This is a genomic window from Faecalibacterium prausnitzii (genome assembly GCF_003287495.1).
In the GTDB taxonomy this organism is placed as follows: Bacteria; Bacillota; Clostridia; order Oscillospirales; family Ruminococcaceae; genus Faecalibacterium; species Faecalibacterium prausnitzii_I.
Genome location: NZ_PRLE01000001.1, coordinates 431093 through 448262, shown reverse-complemented (window position 1 = coordinate 448262; position 17170 = coordinate 431093). Strand labels below are relative to the sequence as shown.

Below are 17170 nucleotides of genomic sequence, written 5' to 3'. Positions count from 1 at the left end.
TCCTCGGACACGAGGCGGGCCATTCCATCGCCCGCCCTACTGCCTGCGGCAGCAGGGTCCCACCCCGGCGGACGGTCCTCGGAGAAACTCCCGTTCACGCAACTAAAATGCATTGTTGGCCTTACTGCCACGCCCCGAAAACGGGCGCGGCAGTTTGTGCTGTAAACACCAACCAAAAGGAGTATCACTGTGACACCACTCGTTTCCCAGCTCTGGCCGCAGTTTATGGTAGACCCGGCGTTTGCATCCTGCTTTGGGCAGGTCATTGTGGAACGCGCCCGGATGCTGCGGCAGGAAAGGCAGGTGATCTTTACCCTGCGCAGCGCCGCCCCGCTGGACAAAGGCCTGTGCGCGCGGCTGCTGGCCTCGCTGCAGCCGGGCTATGAGGGCTTTGAACTGAAAATTGAGAACCTCTTCGGTTACGCGTCCATGGACGAAGCTGCCCTGCGGGAGCTGATGGAGGAGATGAAGCGGGACGGCGTGCCCATCAACGGCTTTCTGGACCGGTGCAAGATCAGCATTACGGGCCAGAAGATCCGCATCGGTGTCTGCCACGGCACCAAGTTTTTGCAGGAGATGGGGTTTGAGGACCTGCTGGCCCAGCGGGTAGCCACCCATACGGGGGTCAAGCCCAAAGTGACCCTGCAGAGCGCGGTGGATGAGGCGGAACAGCGCCAGATGGAAGAAAAGCTGGAGCGCAAGATCGCGCCGCCGGTGGTCAAATTTGAGAAGAAGAACACGGCTCCCTCCATCAAGGTGGAGGGCCTGGACCTGACGGACAAGCCCGTGACCATTTTCCACGGCAAGATGTTCCCCCCAAAGAACCTCACCCCCCTCAAAGATCTGGGCGGCGAGGGCGGCAAGTGCATGATCTGGGGCGATGTCTTCTTTACCGAGGTCAAGGGCAATTTCCGCAAAATCTACACCGTTTCCATCACGGACTACACGGGCTCCATCAATCTGAAAGTCCGTGCACAGGAGGGGGAGGACTGCTCCAAATGGGAGAGCATCCCCAAAGGGACGACGGTCATCGTCAAGGGCGACTGCACTTACGACAAATACGAGCACGACTACATCGTGTATCCCTACGATGTGCTGTTTGTGGAGCGGAAAAAGCGGGAGGACACCGCCCCGGTCAAGCGGGTGGAGCTCCACCTGCATACCAAGCTGTCCAGTATGGACGCGTTCTGTGACCCGGGCGGCATCGTCCGGCTGGCTCACCGGATGGGACACCCGGCCATTGCGATTACCGACCACGGTGTCTGTCAGGGCTACCCGGAGGCCATGCTGGCCGCTGATGACATCCACAAGAAAGACCCTGACTTCAAGCTCATCTACGGCTGTGAGGCCTACTTTGTGGACGATATGATCCCCTGTGTCTACGGTGTGAAAGATGAGCCGCTGACCGGGGAGTTCTGCGTCTTTGATACCGAGACGACGGGCCTGGACCCCGGTGTGGAGTACCTGACCGAGATCGGCGGCGTCATCGTCCGGAACGGGGAAGTGGTGGAGGAGTTTGACACCTTTGTCAAGCCCGGCAAGCCCATCACCCCCAAGATCACCGAGCTGACGGGCATCACCAACGAGATGGTGGACAACGCCCCCAGCGAGGCCGAGGCGCTGAAAGCCTTTTTGGAGTTCGCAGATGGTCGCATTCTGGTGGCCCACAACGCCCATTCCTTTGATATCCGCTTTTTGCGGGCAGCGGCCAAGCGGAGCGGCATCGAGTTTGAACCGACCTATATCGACACTTTGACCATGGCACAGGCCATGTACCCGGGCCTGCACAACTACAAGCAGGGCACCATCAACAAGCATCTGGAGCTGCCTGCCTACGAGGCGCACCGTGCCTGCGAGGATGCCGGGGCCCTGGGCCGCATCTTCTGTGTGATGCTCAAAGATCTGGAAGAAAAGCAGGTGGCCAAGGCCAGCGAGATCAACACGGGCCTGGGCGGAAACCGTGAGGTGCTGAAGAAAAAATACTACCACCTCATCATTCTGGTGCGCAACCAGATGGGCCTGAAAAATCTGTATAAGATCGTCAGCGAGGCCCACGTCAACTACTTCTTCAAAAAGCCCCGTGTGCCCCGCAGCCTGCTGAACAAGTACCGTGACGGCCTGATTTTGACCTCGGCCTGCGAGGCAGGCGAGCTCTACCGCGCCATTGTGGAGGGCCGCTCCTACGAGGAACTGAAGAAGATCGCGTCCTACTACGACATCCTGGAAGTGCAGCCTCTGGGCAACAATGCCTATATGGTTCGGGAGGGCAAGGTGGAGAGCGAAGAAGTCATCAAGGACTTCAACCGCACCGTCATCCAGTTGGGCGAAGACCTCCACAAGCCGGTCATCGCCACGGGTGACGTCCACTTTACCGAGCCGGAGGATGCCATTTACCGCTCGGTGCTGCAAGCGGGCAACGGCTTTAAAGACGCTGACAACCAGCCGCCGCTGTTCTACCGCACCACGGAGGACATGCTCAAGCAGTTCTACTATCTGCCCAAAGAGAAAGCTTACGAGATCGTGGTCACCAACCCCCGCAAGGTGGCGGCCAGCATCGACAATACCGTCCGGGCCATCCCGCGGGGCACCTATCCGCCCAGCATCGAGGGCGCGGAGCAGCAGCTGCGCGACGCCACCTGGAAGCGGGCCAAGGAGGATTACGGTGACCCGCTGCCGGAGATCGTGGAAAAGCGGCTCCAAAAGGAGCTGGACTCCATCTGCGGCCACGGCTACGCGGTGCTGTACGTCATCGCGGTCAAGTTGGTGGCCTACTCCAACGCAGGCGGCTATCAGGTGGGCAGCCGTGGTTCCGTCGGCTCCTCGGCCGTGGCCCACTTCTCCGGCATTTCGGAGGTCAACAGCCTTCCGCCCCACTACCGCTGCCCCAAGTGCAAGCACAGTGAGTTCATCACCGACGGCAGCGTGGACGACGGCTTTGACCTGCCGGACAAGAACTGCCCCCACTGCGGTACCCGGATGCTGGTGGACGGCCATGATATCCCGTTTGAGACGTTCCTGGGTTTCTACGGCGACAAAGAGCCCGATATCGACCTGAACTTCTCGGGCGAATACCAGTCCAATGTCCACCGCTACACGGAAGAGCTGTTCGGCAAGGCCAACGTGTTCAAGGCGGGCACCGTTTCCGGTATCCAGGATAAAACCGCTTACGGCTATGTCCGCAAGTATCTGGAAGAGCGGGGAAAGACCGTGAACCACGCCGAGGAAAACCGCCTCACGCTGGGCTGCACGGGCGTCAAGCGCACCACGGGCCAGCACCCCGGCGGCATGGTCGTTGTGCCGGACACCTACGAAATTTACGATTTCTGTCCCATCCAGCACCCGGCAGACGACGTGGCGGGCGGCCTGCTGACCACCCACTTTGAATTCAAGTATCTGCACGACACGCTGCTCAAGCTGGACGAGCTGGGCCACGATATGCCCACGTTCTACAAATATTTTGAGGAATATACGGGCATCCCGGTGGACTCCATCCCCATGAACGACCCCAAGGTCTACAGCCTGCTGACCAGCCCGGAGGCGCTGGGCGTGACGCCGGAGCAGATCGACAGCCAGACCGGTACGTTCGGCATCCCGGAGATGGGCACCAACTTTGTCCGCGGAATGCTGGTGGAGGCGCGGCCCAAGAACTTCTCCGAGCTGATCCAGATCTCGGGCCTGTCTCACGGCACCGACGTCTGGACGGGCAACGCCGATGAGCTGATCCGGAACGGCACCTGCACCATTGCAGAGGTCATTGGCTGCCGTGACAGCATCATGCTCTACCTGCTCCGCAAGGGGCTGGAGCCCAAGATGGCGTTCGACATCATGGAGGCTGTCCGTAAGGGCAAGGTGGCCAAGGGCGGCTTTAAAGATGGCTGGGAAGAAGCCATGCGGGAGCACGATGTGCCGGACTGGTATATTGAGAGCTGCCGCAAGATCAAGTATATGTTCCCCAAGGCCCACGCGGTGGCCTACCTGATGTCGGCCATCCGGCTGATGTGGTTCAAAATCTACCACCCGCAGGCGTTCTATGCGGTCTATTTCACCGTCCGTGGGGATGATATCGACTACGAGGCCGCCGTGGGCGGCGCGGCCGTGGCCCGCGCCCACATGAACGAGGTGAAGCGCCGCCTGAAAGAGGAGAAGAACGCCAAGGACGAAGACGTGCTGGTCAGCCTGCAGCTGGTCAACGAGATGCTGGTGCGCGGCTACGAGTTTTTGCCCATTGAGCTGGGCAAGAGCCGGGGCTCCCGCTACATCGTGGAGGACGGCAAGGTCCGTCTGCCGTTTTCGTCGCTGAAAGGCCTGGGCGGCGCGGCAGCCGACGCGCTGGAGCGTTCCACCATCCACGGGGAGGAGTACCTCTCCATGGAAGAGCTGCAGCAGGCTTCCGGTGTGTCTAGTGCCATCCTGGACCGCCTGCGCCAGGTCGGCGCTCTGGGGGACCTGCCGGAGAGCAGTCAGGTGAGTTTCTTCTAAATGCAACAAAAATCCCCGGTACAGGAAATTCTGTACCGGGGATTTTGCAATGCAACGGAGGATTACTCCACGCTGATCATATAATAATAGACAGGCTGGCCGCCGCGGATGTGGCTGACTTCCACATGGTTGGGGCACTTGGCCTTGACCAGCTCGGTCACTTTCTCGGCTTCCTCGTCGGAGACGTCGCAGCCGGAGATGATGGTGACGAAGCTGGAATCTTTCTTGCACATGCCGCGTGCCAGACGATAGGTGGCCTTGGCGAGGTCGTTGGAAGTGGAGACGATCTTGCCGTTCTCCAGAGCCATGATCTCGCCTTTCTTGATCCGCTTGCCGTCGTACTCGCTGTCGCGGGCGGCGTAGGTGATGAGGCCGGTGGAAACCTTGTCGGCAGCAGCCATCATATTGATGGTGTTGGTCTCGGTGTTGGCAGAGGGGTCAAAGTTGAGCAGAGCGGTGATGCCCATGGGCACGGTGCGGGTGGGCAGGACCACGACCTGACGGTCAGCCAGCTTCTGGGCCTGCTCGGCAGCCATAATGATGTTCTTGTTGTTGGGCAGGACGAAAACGGTCTTGGCAGGCACGCTCTGGATGGCAGCCAGGATATCCTCGGTGGCGGGGTTCATGGTCTGGCCGCCGGAAACGACAGCGTCGGCTGCCAGATCCGTGAAGACGGCTTTCAGGCCCTCACCGGCGGCAACGGCCACAAAGCCATAGTCACGGCTGGGATCCACCGCGGCATAGATGAACTGGCTGGTGGGGTCGGACTTCTTCTCGGCAGAGGCCTGCTTTTCCAGGCTCTTGCCCTGGCGCTGACGGGCCAGGAACTGCTCGTGCATGTTCTCGATCTTGAAGTTGGTCAGGTAGCCGTACTTGATGGCCTCGCTCAGGATCTTGCCGGGATCAGCCGTATGAACATGCAGGTTGATGACGTCATCGTCCTCGATGCAGACGACGCTGTCGCCGTTGGACTCGGCAAAGGCACGCATCTTGGCGGCGCTGACGCCTTCGTTCTTGTTGATGAGGAACTGGGTGCAGTAGCCGTTCTTGATGTCCTCCACTTTCATCAGGTCATCGGTGAAGACGCCCTTGCCGGCGTTTTCGGTAGAGAGCTTGGCCTTGTTGGGAGCGGGCTCGCCGCCCTCAACGATGGCCTCGCCGTGGAAGACCTTGCCCATGCCCTCAAAGATGATCATGATGCCCTGGCCGCCTGCATCCACAACGCCGGCTTTCTTCAGCACAGGCAGCAGGTTGGGGGTGTCCTCCAGCGCTTTCTGGCCGGCGCTCAGTACCACGTCCCACAGGGCGGGGATGTCGGCGGCATCGGAGGCGGCAGCCTCCTCGCTGGCGACGCGGGCCACGGTGAGGATGGTGCCCTCGGTGGGCTTCATGACGGCCTTGTAGGCACCCTCGACGCCCTTTTTCAGGGCGGCAACGATATCGGCCACGTCGGCCTCTTTCTTGCCCTCCAGAGCCTTGGAGAAGCCGCGGAACAGCAGGCTGGTGATCACGCCGGAGTTGCCGCGCGCGCCGCGCAGCATGGCGGAAGCAGCAGTCTTGGAGGCTTCCGCTACGGTGCAGCTGTCGTCCAGAGCCTGCAGCTCACGGACGGAAGCGCCAATGGTCATGCCCATGTTGGTGCCGGTGTCGCCGTCCGGGACAGGGAAGACGTTCAGCTCGTCCACGCGGGAACGCTGATTGTTGATGTTGTTTGCGCCGGAAATAATCGCGTCGCGCAGAATCTTACCAGAAATCATTGTTTTCTACTCCTTATAATCTCCCGGTACCCCCGGGTGGGCTTGGCGTTTGGATCAGGCGATGACGTCATCGACCGAGACGACCACGCGGGCCACTTTGAGGCCGGTAGCCTGCTCTACTTCGTCCTTGACGCGGTGCGAGATGCTCCGCGCGGCAGTCGAGATGTTCAGCCCATAGCTGACGGCAATGTGCAGCTCGATCACGAGACGGCCCTCTTCCTGCGTGACACGGACGCCCTTTTCCGAAAAATCAGCGCCCCGCACCATGCTCTTGACAGTATCGGTCAGGTCACGGGGGGCCATTGCGGCCACACCGTAGCAATGTTTGGTTGCTTCGCCCACCAGCGTAGAGAAGTACTCGGCGGAGAAGCTGACATCTCCCAGCGGGAAACGGGAAGTAATCATAGTCGCTCTGCTCCTTTATTCATTTCAAAATCAGTTCCAAAAGTGTTCTGCCGGCCACGCGATTTCTGTGGTTTCCGACCACCGGTACCGCTATACTGGGACAGTGGACTCCCGTTCCGGGCCGACATCTCTTTTCTAGTATAGCACAAAAGTGGGCGCTGTGCATAGCTTTCCGTGATTTTTTAGTAAAACATTGCAAACCGATTGTGAATAAAATATAAAAACTTGATAGTATGACTTCCTATTCCTATGAAAAAGTGCTAAACTGAAAGTAGGAAAACGCATGGCCGCTGGCTGCATTTGCGGCCGGCGGGGCAGCTGCGCACAAAAATGGTGTATTAGACAGGAATCAGGCGGCCCAGACGGCAGAAATAACAAAATAGGAGAGTTGTTGGATGAATATTCTGTTTTTCCTTTCCCCCAAGCAGGACCTGATGTACGTTTATGACGATTTCACCCTGCGTCAGACCCTTGAAAAATGGGAGAACAACCGCTATGCTTCCATCCCAGTGCTCAACCGCCGGGGCGAGTATGTGGGCACCCTGACGGAGGGAGACATTCTGTGGGGACTGAAAAAGCTCCATGGGCTGGATCTGGAAGCAGCGGAGGAGGTGCCCATCTCGTCGTTCCCTCACAAGCGGGACTACAAGGCCGTGACCGTGACCACCAGCATGGATCAGCTGGTGGAGGCGGCCATGAACCAGAACTTTGTGCCGGTGGTGGACGACCGGGGCATGTTCATTGGCATCGTCCGGCGGCAGGCCATCATTCGTTACTGCTATGATAAGGCCCGCGCTGAGCAGCAGCACATGTCAAAGCCGGAACGCAAGCGGGAAGCGGCGGCAGTGCATTAAAATTTTTGCAGGAAAAGGCCCGGAGATGAAAATTTCCGGGCCTTTTTGCGCAAAAATGCTTCAAAATCCAATTTATTGGACTCAAACTATGCGATACTCTCCCTGTCCTAAGAAATACGACAGGAGGGAACACGAGATGAAAGAGTTTGAGATGCGAAATGTTGGCAGTCACATCGAGGTGTATACCGCGGGCGGGGTGTTCCTGTTTTCCGCGGATACGGTGCGGGAAGCCATGGAAGAGCTGGAAGAAGAGGCCCGCGCGGCCTGATGCAGAATTTGTCAGTGCGCGGTTTGAAAGGGCAAATTGTAAAATGCATGTAAAATAACAGAAAAAGAACCGCAAAGAAACAGCCTGAAACGGCAGAAATGTGTAAAAAATCTATTTTTGTTGTAAAAAATCCCTTGTTGTGTGAGGGGAATCAATGCTATAATAAAAAGGACGGCGTTTGAGCGGGAGGAATACGTCTCGTCTGTTTCAATGCCGTGCTATGCCTTTTTGTCAAAAGAAGATCGAAGATCGATAGTAGGAGCATTGATTCTATGGATATCACACACATCACCTCTCTGCTGGGCGGTATTGCGCTGTTTCTATACGGAATGTCCATCATGGGCGCCGGCCTGGAAAAACTGGCCGGCGGCAAGATGCAGGGCGTGCTGCAGAAGCTGACCTCTTCTACTCTCAAAGCGGTTATTTTCGGCACTTTGATCACGGGCGTGATCCAGTCCTCGGCTGGCACGGTCGTCATCTGTGTCGGCCTTGTCAACTCCGGAATTATGACCCTGACGCAGTCGGTAGGCGTGATCATGGGTGCAAACATTGGTACTACGGTGACCGGCCAGCTGATCCGCATGGCGGATATCTCAGGCGACAGCCTGTGGCTGACCCTCATCCAGCCCAAGACGTTTGCGCCGGTGGTCGCGTTTGTTGGCTGCGTTTTTTATGTGTTTATCCGCAACGCCAAGAAAAAGAACATCGGTCAGATCATGCTGGGCTTCGGCATTCTGTTTACGGGCATGAGCCTGATGGACACCGGCGTGTCCCCCCTGCGGGAGAGCGCCGCGTTCCAGGAGCTGTTCGTCAGCATGACCAACCCCATCCTGGGCGTGCTGGTGGGCGTGGTGGTCACGGTGATCATCCAGTCTTCCTCGGCCTCGGTGGGTATTTTGCAGGCGCTGTCCAGCACCGGTCTTGTCACCTTTGGCTCGGCCATCCCCATCATTCTGGGCGCGCACATTGGCACGGCGTTCACCCCGCTGCTCACCATTGGCGGCTCTTCCAAGGATGGCAAGCGCACGGCCCTCATCCATCTTTACTTTAACATCATCGGCAGTGTCATTCTGCTGGCCGCTGTCTATCTGGTGCGGTATACCATTGGCATCCCCATGTGGAGCGATGTAATGAACAAGAGCTCCATTGCAAACATCCACACCCTTTCCAGTGTGGCGGCCATGCTGCTTTTCCTGCCCTGCAGCAGTGTGCTCTCCAAGCTGGCGATGCTCACGGTGCCGGACAGCAAAGAAGAGGAGCAGGAGCTCAGTATGCCGGTGCTGGACGAGCGTCTGTTCAAGAGCCCGGCTGTGGCCCTGCAGCAGGCCAAGAACGCGGTGGTCAAGATGTCCCGCCGCGCGGCCCGCAATGTAACGCTGGCTACCCCGCTGCTGCTCAAGATGGACGCGGACACGGTCAGCGCCATCAACGTGCGGGAAAACCTCATTGACCGGATGGAGGTGGAAATCTCCAACTACCTCATCAAGATGACCGATCAGGAGCTGAACGACGACGAGAGCCACGAAGTGACCGAGCTGCTGAACTTTGTCACCGAGTACGAGCGCATTGGCGACTATGCTGTCAACATCATGGAAAAAGCTCAGGAGCTGGAAGAAAAAGAGGCTTCGTTCAGTGAAACCGCCAAGAATGAGCTGGGGATCCTGGACGCGGCCCTGGAGAACATCCTGACCCTGACCGTGGATGCCTTTGAAAATGAGGATGTCCGTATGGCCCGCCAGGTAGAGCCGCTGGAGGAGATCATTGACATTCTGGTGGAGCGTCTGCGCGACCAGCACATCAAGCGCCTGAAAGACGGTGCCTGCTCCATTGATACCGGCGTTGTCTTCTTGGATGTGCTGAACAATGCGGAGCGTATCTCCGACCACTGCTCCAATGTGGCGGCCCGTCTGGTGGGCATGGAGGCCGGTGAGGACTACGATTCCCACACCCTCAAAAACATGATGCACCACAACCCCAGCAAGGACTATATGCTCAACTATGAGCAGTGCCGCAAGAACTATCTCGTCCCGCTGGAAGAGATGGAGGCATAATTTTGATCAAGCAGGCAAAAACTCCCCCGGCCGGGGGAGTTTTTGTGCTTTACCCGCCCAGATCTTCCAGCAGCTGCCGCAGCTCGGTCTCGCTGGGGAGGCGCAGCCCCTGCTTGACGCGCAGGGCGTCGCCCTCCGGCAGGAGGTTGACATAGATGCCGGTGCGGAGCACCCGCTGGACAGGGGTGCCGTCGGCGTCACACTGCCAGACCACGACCCGCCCGCCCTCGTCACAGAGGTAGTAGGTGGTGGAGCCGGTTTCCGGCACGGCCTGCACCGAGATGCTGGGCAGGGAGGGGACAGGGGTCTCCTCCGCGGAGTCGGCACGGCCCAGCGGGAGCCGGGGCAGGGCCATCCAGAACAGGCTGAACACGATGGTGAAAACGCATAACGCGTAAAACAGGCAGAGCCAGAGCTTGCGCATGGCAGGACGCTCCTTTCCGGGAAAGAGGATTTCAGCCGATAGTATGTGCAAAAACAGAAATGCTCAGACAGGCGGGGAGAATTTTCACACCCGGATGCTGTACTTTCAGCGCCCAGATGTGCTATACTACGCTTGTGAGAGAAAATCTGGCCCTTGCGTGGAGCAGGCCGGAGGACTATAATCTAATATTATGGCCCGGGGCAGAACGGCCCGGGACGAATGATGGGAGGAAACGGGGGAGCCGAGGCTCCGCCCGTCTGGCGGCGCCGGAACACGAGGCGGCCGCAGGAAGTCAGGAGGCGATCCTTATCTCAAACAATGAAACAAGAAAGATCCGCCGCGGGGACGCCATGCAGGAGCGGCCCAAGGCGGGACGTAAAGTGGACCTGAGCCGCAGCCGCAAGGAGCAGAGAACTCCCCGTGCCCCCAAGGAACCCAAAGAGCCGAAAGAAAAGCGGCGTGTCACGTTCTGGGGCGTGCTGGGGCGGCTCATTGCCACGGTGGTCTGCCTGTGCATTATTGGCGGCAGCCTGCTGGCCGTGGGGGCCGTGTACTATGTGGTCAATGCTACAGCCGACGACGGCAACCTGCTGGACCTGGACAACATTGAGCTGAGCCAGTCCAGTGTGGTAATGGCTACCGACCCGGACACCGGTGCTCAGGTGGAATACGCCACCCTGCGCTCTTCCAACAGCCACCGCGTGTGGGCCAACCTGGAGCAGATCCCCAGCTATTTGCAGTATGCGTTCATCTGTACCGAGGACAAAGACTTCTACAATGAGCCGGGCGTCAACTTCAAGCGCACCATCGGCGCGATGGTCAACGAGTATATCCTGCCCATCTACAGCTCCAAGCAGGGCGCGTCCACGCTGGAGCAGCAGCTCATCAAGAACCTGACGGACGATGACAGCGCCAGCGGCATAGAGGGTGCACTGCGCAAGCTGCGCGAAATTTACCGCGCCCTCTGCCTGAGCCGCAGCTACTCCAAGGAGACCATCTTGGAAGCTTACCTCAACACCATCAGCTTCACGGGTACCATTCAGGGTGTGCAGACGGCAGCCAACGAGTACTTTAATAAGGATGTCAGCCAGCTCACCCTCTGGGAGTGCGCTTCCATTGCGTCCATTACCAAGAACCCGACCAACTACAACCCCTATACCAACCCTGAAAACCTGATCCACCGCCGGAACTTCCTGCTCTACAACATGTGGCAGCAGGGTGTCATCTCGGAAGAGGATTACCGCAACGCCGCCGCCCAGCCGCTGGTGCTGGCGGAAGAGGACGCAAGCAAGAAGAACGCCTCTATGGCTTCCTCTTACTTCACCGATGCCCTCTTCAATGAGGTGGTGAGCGACATTGCCGCCAAGGAGGGCGTGGACGAGGCCACGGCCCAGAAGATGCTCTACACCGGCGGCTACACCATTGAAGCCACGGTGAACCCCAAGATGCAGACGGCCATGGAAAACCTGATGCTCAACACCGACGACGCGTATTTCCCGGCTGGCTGGCATGAGGAAGAGGTGACCGGCATCTCGGACGACGACGTGCAGGTGTTCAATGCCGACGGAACCCCCAAGACCCGCACGGCCGAGGACGGTACCGTTTACTACTACCGCAATGTCCGCACCCAGGCGGCTATGGTCACGCTGGACTATGATGGCAACGTGCTGGCTATGGTGGGCGGTTTGGGTCAAAAGACCAAGAGCCTCTCCCTGAACCGTGCTTACAGCGTGACCCGGCAGACGGGCTCCACCATCAAACCCATCGGTGCCTATTCTCTGGGCATCGAGTATGGCCTGGTCAACTGGTCCACCATGCTCAACAACTCGCCCCTGTACCAGAAGCGGGACATGATCATCCGGGATGAGGACTATTGCCGCAAGAACGGCCTGATGGGCCTTTCGGACAAGCAGCTGCGCGCTTACCCCAATGCATGGCGCAGCTGGCCCCGCAACTACGGCGGAAACTACGGCGACAACACCGATCTCCCGCTGTGGAACGGTCTGGCCCGCTCCCTGAACACCATCGCCATCCGTGTGGGTGACCTGGTGGGCGCAAGCAATATCTTCAACTTTGTTTACAATACCCTGCAGCTGAACACGCTGGATCCGACCAACGATGTGGGTCTGGCCCAGATGGTCATGGGCAGCCAGACTCACGGCGTGACGCCCATGGCACTGGCAGCCGCGTTCCAGATCTTCTACGATGGCGAGTATACCACCCCGCACCTGTACACCCGTGTGCTGGACCGGGACGGCAATATCTATCTGGAAAACAACGCCACCAGCTATCAGGCCCTGACCCCGCAGACGGCCTATGTGATGAATCGCCTGCTGAAAAACGTGCTCTACTCCAATGTGGGCACGGCCCGCGGCAACTACCCCAACTCCAGCGGCATGGAGTCCTTTGGTAAGACCGGTACCGCCAGCGATGAAAGAGACCTCTGGTTCGTGGGCGGCACGCCGTACTACGTTACCGCGGTGTGGTGGGGCTACGATGCACCCTATGATATGACCAACACCCTGTCCAAGGATCAGGCCAAGACCAAAACCTGCGTCAAGGCATGGAAAGCCTATATGGAGCAGGTGCAGGCAGACCTGCCCTACAAGGCGTTCCCGACCTCGGACGGCGTTGTGGAGCGTGCTTACTGCACCCAGAGCGGCCTGCTGGCCGGGCCCAACTGCCCCAGCCGCGCGACCGGGTACTACCGTGCGGACGACCTGCCCGATACCTGCAACTACTCCCACAGCAGCGGTGCGGCGTCCGCGGCCGACACACAGGCAACCCAGATCCCGGACCCCGCCGCAACGGGCGTGGAGACGGATTAAAAATCATACTTTTCCGGGCCGGGCCCTTGTGATTCGGTGCGGGAAAGCGGCGCTTCCGACAGCAAAACTGGATAATCTGACAAAATAGCATCCGACCTCTTGCAATGCGTGAGGCCGGATGCTATTATATTCTCTGCAAGAACACTTGTGTTTGTGAGGTGAACAAGTTGGAACGCCGCTTTTATCTGGTAGACGCACAGGTCCTGCCGGAAGTTTTCCTCAAGGTGGTACGCGCCAAGGAACTTCTGGCCAGCGGCGAGGCACGCAGCATCTCGGCTGCGACCCGCAGTGTGGACCTGTCCCGCAGTGCTTTTTATAAATATAAGGATTGCATTTTTGATTCCGAGAATGGCCGGGAGGTCATCACCGTCATGGCGACGCTGCGGGACGAAACGGGCGCTTTGCAGAGCCTGCTGGCCGGCATCAGCGCGGCCGGAGCCAGCATCGTGACCATCAATCAGTCCACGCCGGAAAATGGCGCGGCGCTGGTGGCCGTTACCATCCGGACCGACACCATGCAGATGACCCCCGAGGAACTGACCGAAAAGCTCAGCCGCCAGCGGATGGTGGTGGGGGTCCACTGCGGATATAATCTGTAAAACCGACTCTGTATTTTTGAAGCAATAGGGAAAGAGGGAAAATACATGGCCAAGATTGCAATTTTAGGGTTTGGCACGGTTGGCAGCGGCGTGTACGAGGTGCTCTGCCGCAATGCAGCCGGTGTCTCCCGCCGGGCAGGCGAGCCGGTGGAGGTCAAGTATATTCTGGACCCCAAGGATTTCTCCAATCATCCGGCTGCCCATCTGTTCGTCAAGAACTTTGACACCATCCTGGAAGACCCTGAGATCCGCGTCGTGGTAGAGACCATCGGCGGCACGCGGTTTGCGTACCCCTATGTCAAGGCCTGCCTCGAGAGCGGCCGGAGCGTCTGCACCTCCAACAAGGAGATGGTGGCCACCTACGGCGCCGAGCTGCTGGGCCTGGCCAAGGCTCACAACTGCGCGTTCCTGTTTGAGGCTTCGGTGGGCGGCGGCACGCCGATCATCACCCCGATGCATCAGTGCCTGGCCGCCAATGTCATCACCGAGGTGGAGGGCATCGTGAACGGCACCACCAACTTCATGCTGACCAAGATGGTGCGGGAGAATCTGGGCTTTGACGAGGCTTTGAAGATCGCCCAGGAGCTGGGGTACGCCGAGACCAAGGATCCCGGCGATGACGTGGATGGCCGCGACGCCTGCCGCAAGATCGCCATTCTGTCCTCACTGGTCTGCGGCCATCAGATCTACCCCCAGAACATCCCCACCCGAGGCATCCGGGACATCACGGTGGCCGATGTGGCCGCTGCTGAGAAGCTGGGCTGTGTCATCAAGCTCATTGCCTGGATGAAGCGGGGCGAGGACGGCAGCGTGGCCGCGGGCGTGGAGCCCTGCCTCGTGCCCAAAGCCAACCAGCTGGCCGGCGTGGATGATGTGTTCAACGCCGTGCTGGTCAAGGGCGACATGCTGGGCGACGTGGTCTTTTACGGCAAGGGCGCGGGCAAGCTGCCCACCGCCAGCGCCGTGGTGGCCGATGTGGTGGACGCCCTCAAGAACGGCTCCAAGGTCCACGACAGCCTGTTCTGGCAGCCCGCGGAGCCTGTGGATGGGATGCTCACCGACCCGACGCCCACCGCATACTATGTGCGTGTGGCAGGGATTGCTCCGGCGGTGGCGGAAGCCATCTACGGCAAAGGCCGTGTGGTGGATGAGCACTACGAGGGCTGCTCCTACTTTGTGGAACAAGCCGATGAAAAGGCTCTGGCCGAGGCAGCCCGCAAGGTAGAGGCCGTGGGCGGCAGCGTCAAGCTGTGGCTCAAGCGCCTGCCGGATGAAGACTGAGTGTTACAAAACAAAGGAAAGGTGCAGCCATGAAGATCAAGGTTTCGGTCCCGGCCACCAGCGCCAACGTTGGCTCCGGTTTTGACGCGCTGGGCCTGGCAGTGACCCTTTACAATACCGTTACGTTTGAGGAGAGCGACCATCTGGAAATTTCCTCGGCGGACGGCACCCGCATCCCCCGCAACGAGTCCAACCTCGTGTACCGCTCGGCCAAGGGCCTGTTTGATAAGGTGGGCAAGACCATCCCGCCCCTCAAGATCGTGCAGACGAATCCCATCCCCATGGCAAGAGGCCTGGGTTCTTCCTCTGCCTGCATCATTGCGGGTCTGTTGGGAGCCAACCGGATGCTGGGCGATGTGCTCAACACCCAGGAACTGCTGACGCTGGCTACTTCCATTGAGGGCCACCCGGACAACGTGGCACCGGCCCTGCTGGGCGGCCTGACCAGCAGCGTGTATGAAGACGGCGTGGTCTACTCCGTCAAGCGGGATGTGGACCAGACCCTCTGCTTTGCGGCCATTGTGCCGGACTACAAGCTCCTGACCGAGGCGGCCCGTGCGGCCCTGCCCAAGGAGATCGCCCACAAGGACGCGGTGTATAACCTGTCCCGCGCGGCGCTGGTACCGGCGGCATTCTGCGAGGGACGGCATGACCTGCTGGCCATTGCCACCGAGGATAAGCTGCACCAACCCTACCGGATGCCCCTGATGCCGGGCTCCAAAGAGGTGTTTGAGATGGCCCGCCTGTGCGGTGCCAAGGCTGTGTATGTCTCGGGTGCAGGCAGCACCGTGATGGCCGTGGGCGAAAAAGCCACGGCGGAGAAATTCTATTCCAAGCTGGAAAAGGGGCTGGAGCTCCTGGAGGGCCTGGACGGATGTGAAGCATTTACATTGCTGCGGCTGGATGCCGATAATACCGGCGCGACCGTAGAGTGAATTAAAGGAGAGTGACAAACTATGGCGTTGATCGTACAGAAGTTCGGCGGTTCTTCGGTGAAGGACCGGGACCGTATCTTCAACGTGGCCCGTATCGTGGCCAATACCCACAACGCGGGAAATGACGTGGTGGTCGTGGTGTCTGCCCAGGGCGATACCACCGACGACCTGATCGCGAAAGCGGCTGAGATCAGCCACGACCCCTCTGCCCGTGAGATGGATATGCTGCTGGCAGCTGGTGAGGAGATCAGCATCTCACTGCTGGCCATGGCGCTGAACGAGATCGGCTGCCATGCCACCAGCCTGACGGGCTGGCAGGCTGGTTTCCGCACCGACCGTGCCTACACCAAGGCCCGCATCACCAAGCTGGAGACGGAGCGCATCTCCTCCGAGCTGGAGCGCAACCGCGTGGTGGTCGTGGCAGGCTTCCAGGGCCTGAACAAGCTGGATGATATCACCACCCTGGGCCGCGGCGGCTCGGATACCAGCGCGGTTGCCATTGCGGCTGCCCTGCACGCGGACCGCTGCCAGATCTTTACCGACGTGGAGGGCGTTTACACCGCCGACCCGCGCAAGGTGCGCAACACCCGCAAGCTGAAAGAGATCACCTTTGACGAGATGCTGGAGCTGGCCTCCCTCGGCGCACAGGTGCTCAACAACCGCAGCGTGGAGCTGGCAAAGAAGTATAACGTGGAGCTGGAAGTGCTTTCCAGCCTGAATCCCGTCCCGGGAACCATCGTCAAGGAGGTTGTCAAAGACATGGAAGGTATGCTGATCAAGGGCGTCGCAAAGGATACCGACGTTGCTGTTATTACGATTCTGAACGTTCCCGATGAGCCGGGCACCAGCTTCAAGATCTTTGGCCTGCTGGCCCAGAAGAATGTCAACGTGGACATCATCCTGCAGTCCACCGGCCGCGACGGCAAGAAAGACATCAGCTTTACCTGCTCTGAGGGCGATGCCGACATTGCACTGAAAGCTCTGCGCGAGGGTGCAAACTTCCAGGATATCACCTGCGACGAGACCTGCGCAAAGGTCTCCATCGTTGGTGCCGGTATGCAGAGCCACAGCGGCGTGGCTTCCAAGATGTTTGAGGCACTGTCCAACAACAACATCAACATCAAGATGATCTCCACCAGCGAGATCAAGATCTCCTGCATCATCGACCGTGCCGACGCCGACAAGGCTGTCAGCGCCATCCACGATATGCTGTTCGACTAAGCAAAAGAGTTCAGCCTCTCTGCCTGTTTTGGGCAGGGAGGCTTTTTGCATTCATAATTCTTTTACAG

At 59.1% G+C, this 17170-nt stretch carries 12 protein-coding genes; 9 read left to right on the top strand and 3 right to left on the bottom strand.

The window, feature by feature from the left end; all coding sequences use genetic code 11:
* Positions 1–225: 225 nt before the first annotated feature.
* A complete protein-coding gene (locus tag C4N22_RS02095; protein WP_112148012.1) occupies positions 226–4479 on the top strand; it encodes a PolC-type DNA polymerase III in 4254 nt (1417 codons plus the stop codon).
* A gap of 62 nt (positions 4480–4541) precedes the next feature.
* Here the strand turns inward: C4N22_RS02095 and C4N22_RS02090 are convergent, their stop codons facing one another.
* On the bottom strand, positions 4542–6236 hold the full coding sequence (locus C4N22_RS02090; protein ID WP_112114699.1) for a DAK2 domain-containing protein: 1695 nt from the start codon (positions 6234–6236) through the stop codon (positions 4542–4544).
* Positions 6237–6290: 54 nt separating this feature from the next.
* Positions 6291–6641 (bottom strand): Asp23/Gls24 family envelope stress response protein, encoded by a 351-nt coding sequence (locus tag C4N22_RS02085; protein WP_022256798.1) that lies wholly within the window; start codon positions 6639–6641, stop codon positions 6291–6293.
* A gap of 395 nt (positions 6642–7036) precedes the next feature.
* On the opposite strand from C4N22_RS02085, the gene C4N22_RS02080 reads away from it, so the two are divergent.
* From C4N22_RS02080 to C4N22_RS02075, 3 genes are all read left to right on the top strand, one after another.
* A complete protein-coding gene (locus tag C4N22_RS02080) occupies positions 7037–7495 on the top strand; it encodes a CBS domain-containing protein (protein WP_112147820.1) in 459 nt (152 codons plus the stop codon).
* A gap of 136 nt (positions 7496–7631) precedes the next feature.
* The gene (locus C4N22_RS13125) at positions 7632–7763 is read left to right on the top strand and encodes a hypothetical protein (protein ID WP_022256796.1); all 132 of its coding nucleotides are present in this window, start codon (positions 7632–7634) and stop codon (positions 7761–7763) included.
* Positions 7764–8035: 272 nt separating this feature from the next.
* Positions 8036–9814, top strand: coding sequence for a Na/Pi cotransporter family protein (locus C4N22_RS02075; protein WP_112147819.1), 1779 nt, complete (start codon positions 8036–8038; stop codon positions 9812–9814).
* 49 nt (positions 9815–9863) lie between these two features.
* Here C4N22_RS02075 and C4N22_RS02070 read toward each other — a convergent pair whose 3' ends face one another.
* The gene (locus C4N22_RS02070) at positions 9864–10238 is read right to left on the bottom strand and encodes a hypothetical protein (protein WP_112147818.1); all 375 of its coding nucleotides are present in this window, start codon (positions 10236–10238) and stop codon (positions 9864–9866) included.
* Between the two features lie 350 nt (positions 10239–10588).
* On the opposite strand from C4N22_RS02070, the gene C4N22_RS02065 reads away from it, so the two are divergent.
* From C4N22_RS02065 to C4N22_RS02045, 5 genes are all read left to right on the top strand, one after another.
* On the top strand, positions 10589–13066 hold the full coding sequence (locus C4N22_RS02065; protein ID WP_112147817.1) for a transglycosylase domain-containing protein: 2478 nt from the start codon (positions 10589–10591) through the stop codon (positions 13064–13066).
* 158 nt (positions 13067–13224) lie between these two features.
* Positions 13225–13665 carry an ACT domain-containing protein gene (locus C4N22_RS02060; protein WP_112114976.1) on the top strand — a complete coding sequence of 147 codons (441 nt, stop codon included), beginning with the start codon at positions 13225–13227 and terminating at the stop codon, positions 13663–13665.
* Between the two features lie 45 nt (positions 13666–13710).
* The gene (locus C4N22_RS02055) at positions 13711–14946 is read left to right on the top strand and encodes a homoserine dehydrogenase (RefSeq protein ID WP_112147816.1); all 1236 of its coding nucleotides are present in this window, start codon (positions 13711–13713) and stop codon (positions 14944–14946) included.
* A gap of 29 nt (positions 14947–14975) precedes the next feature.
* Complete coding sequence (gene thrB, locus C4N22_RS02050; RefSeq protein WP_022256790.1) at positions 14976–15881, top strand: homoserine kinase; 906 nt, start codon at positions 14976–14978, stop codon at positions 15879–15881.
* Positions 15882–15902: 21 nt separating this feature from the next.
* Positions 15903–17102, top strand: a complete 1200-nt coding sequence (locus C4N22_RS02045) for an aspartate kinase (RefSeq protein WP_112147815.1) — start codon at positions 15903–15905, stop codon at positions 17100–17102.
* Positions 17103–17170 lie beyond the last annotated feature (68 nt).

Bases quoted from the DNA above. Each gene is read 5' to 3' on its own strand.
- C4N22_RS02055 (WP_112147816.1), top strand. From the start codon at position 13,711: ATGGCCAAGATTGCAATTTTAGGGTTTGGCACGGTTGGCAGCGGCGTG.
- C4N22_RS02080 (WP_112147820.1), top strand. From the start codon at position 7,037: ATGAATATTCTGTTTTTCCTTTCCCCCAAGCAGGACCTGATGTACGTT.
- C4N22_RS02070 (WP_112147818.1), bottom strand. From the start codon at position 10,238: ATGCGCAAGCTCTGGCTCTGCCTGTTTTACGCGTTATGCGTTTTCACC.
- C4N22_RS13125 (WP_022256796.1), top strand. From the start codon at position 7,632: ATGAAAGAGTTTGAGATGCGAAATGTTGGCAGTCACATCGAGGTGTAT.
- C4N22_RS02095 (WP_112148012.1), top strand. From the start codon at position 226: ATGGTAGACCCGGCGTTTGCATCCTGCTTTGGGCAGGTCATTGTGGAA.
- C4N22_RS02090 (WP_112114699.1), bottom strand. From the start codon at position 6,236: ATGATTTCTGGTAAGATTCTGCGCGACGCGATTATTTCCGGCGCAAAC.
- C4N22_RS02085 (WP_022256798.1), bottom strand. From the start codon at position 6,641: ATGATTACTTCCCGTTTCCCGCTGGGAGATGTCAGCTTCTCCGCCGAG.
- C4N22_RS02075 (WP_112147819.1), top strand. From the start codon at position 8,036: ATGGATATCACACACATCACCTCTCTGCTGGGCGGTATTGCGCTGTTT.
- thrB (WP_022256790.1), top strand. From the start codon at position 14,976: ATGAAGATCAAGGTTTCGGTCCCGGCCACCAGCGCCAACGTTGGCTCC.
- C4N22_RS02065 (WP_112147817.1), top strand. From the start codon at position 10,589: ATGCAGGAGCGGCCCAAGGCGGGACGTAAAGTGGACCTGAGCCGCAGC.
- C4N22_RS02045 (WP_112147815.1), top strand. From the start codon at position 15,903: ATGGCGTTGATCGTACAGAAGTTCGGCGGTTCTTCGGTGAAGGACCGG.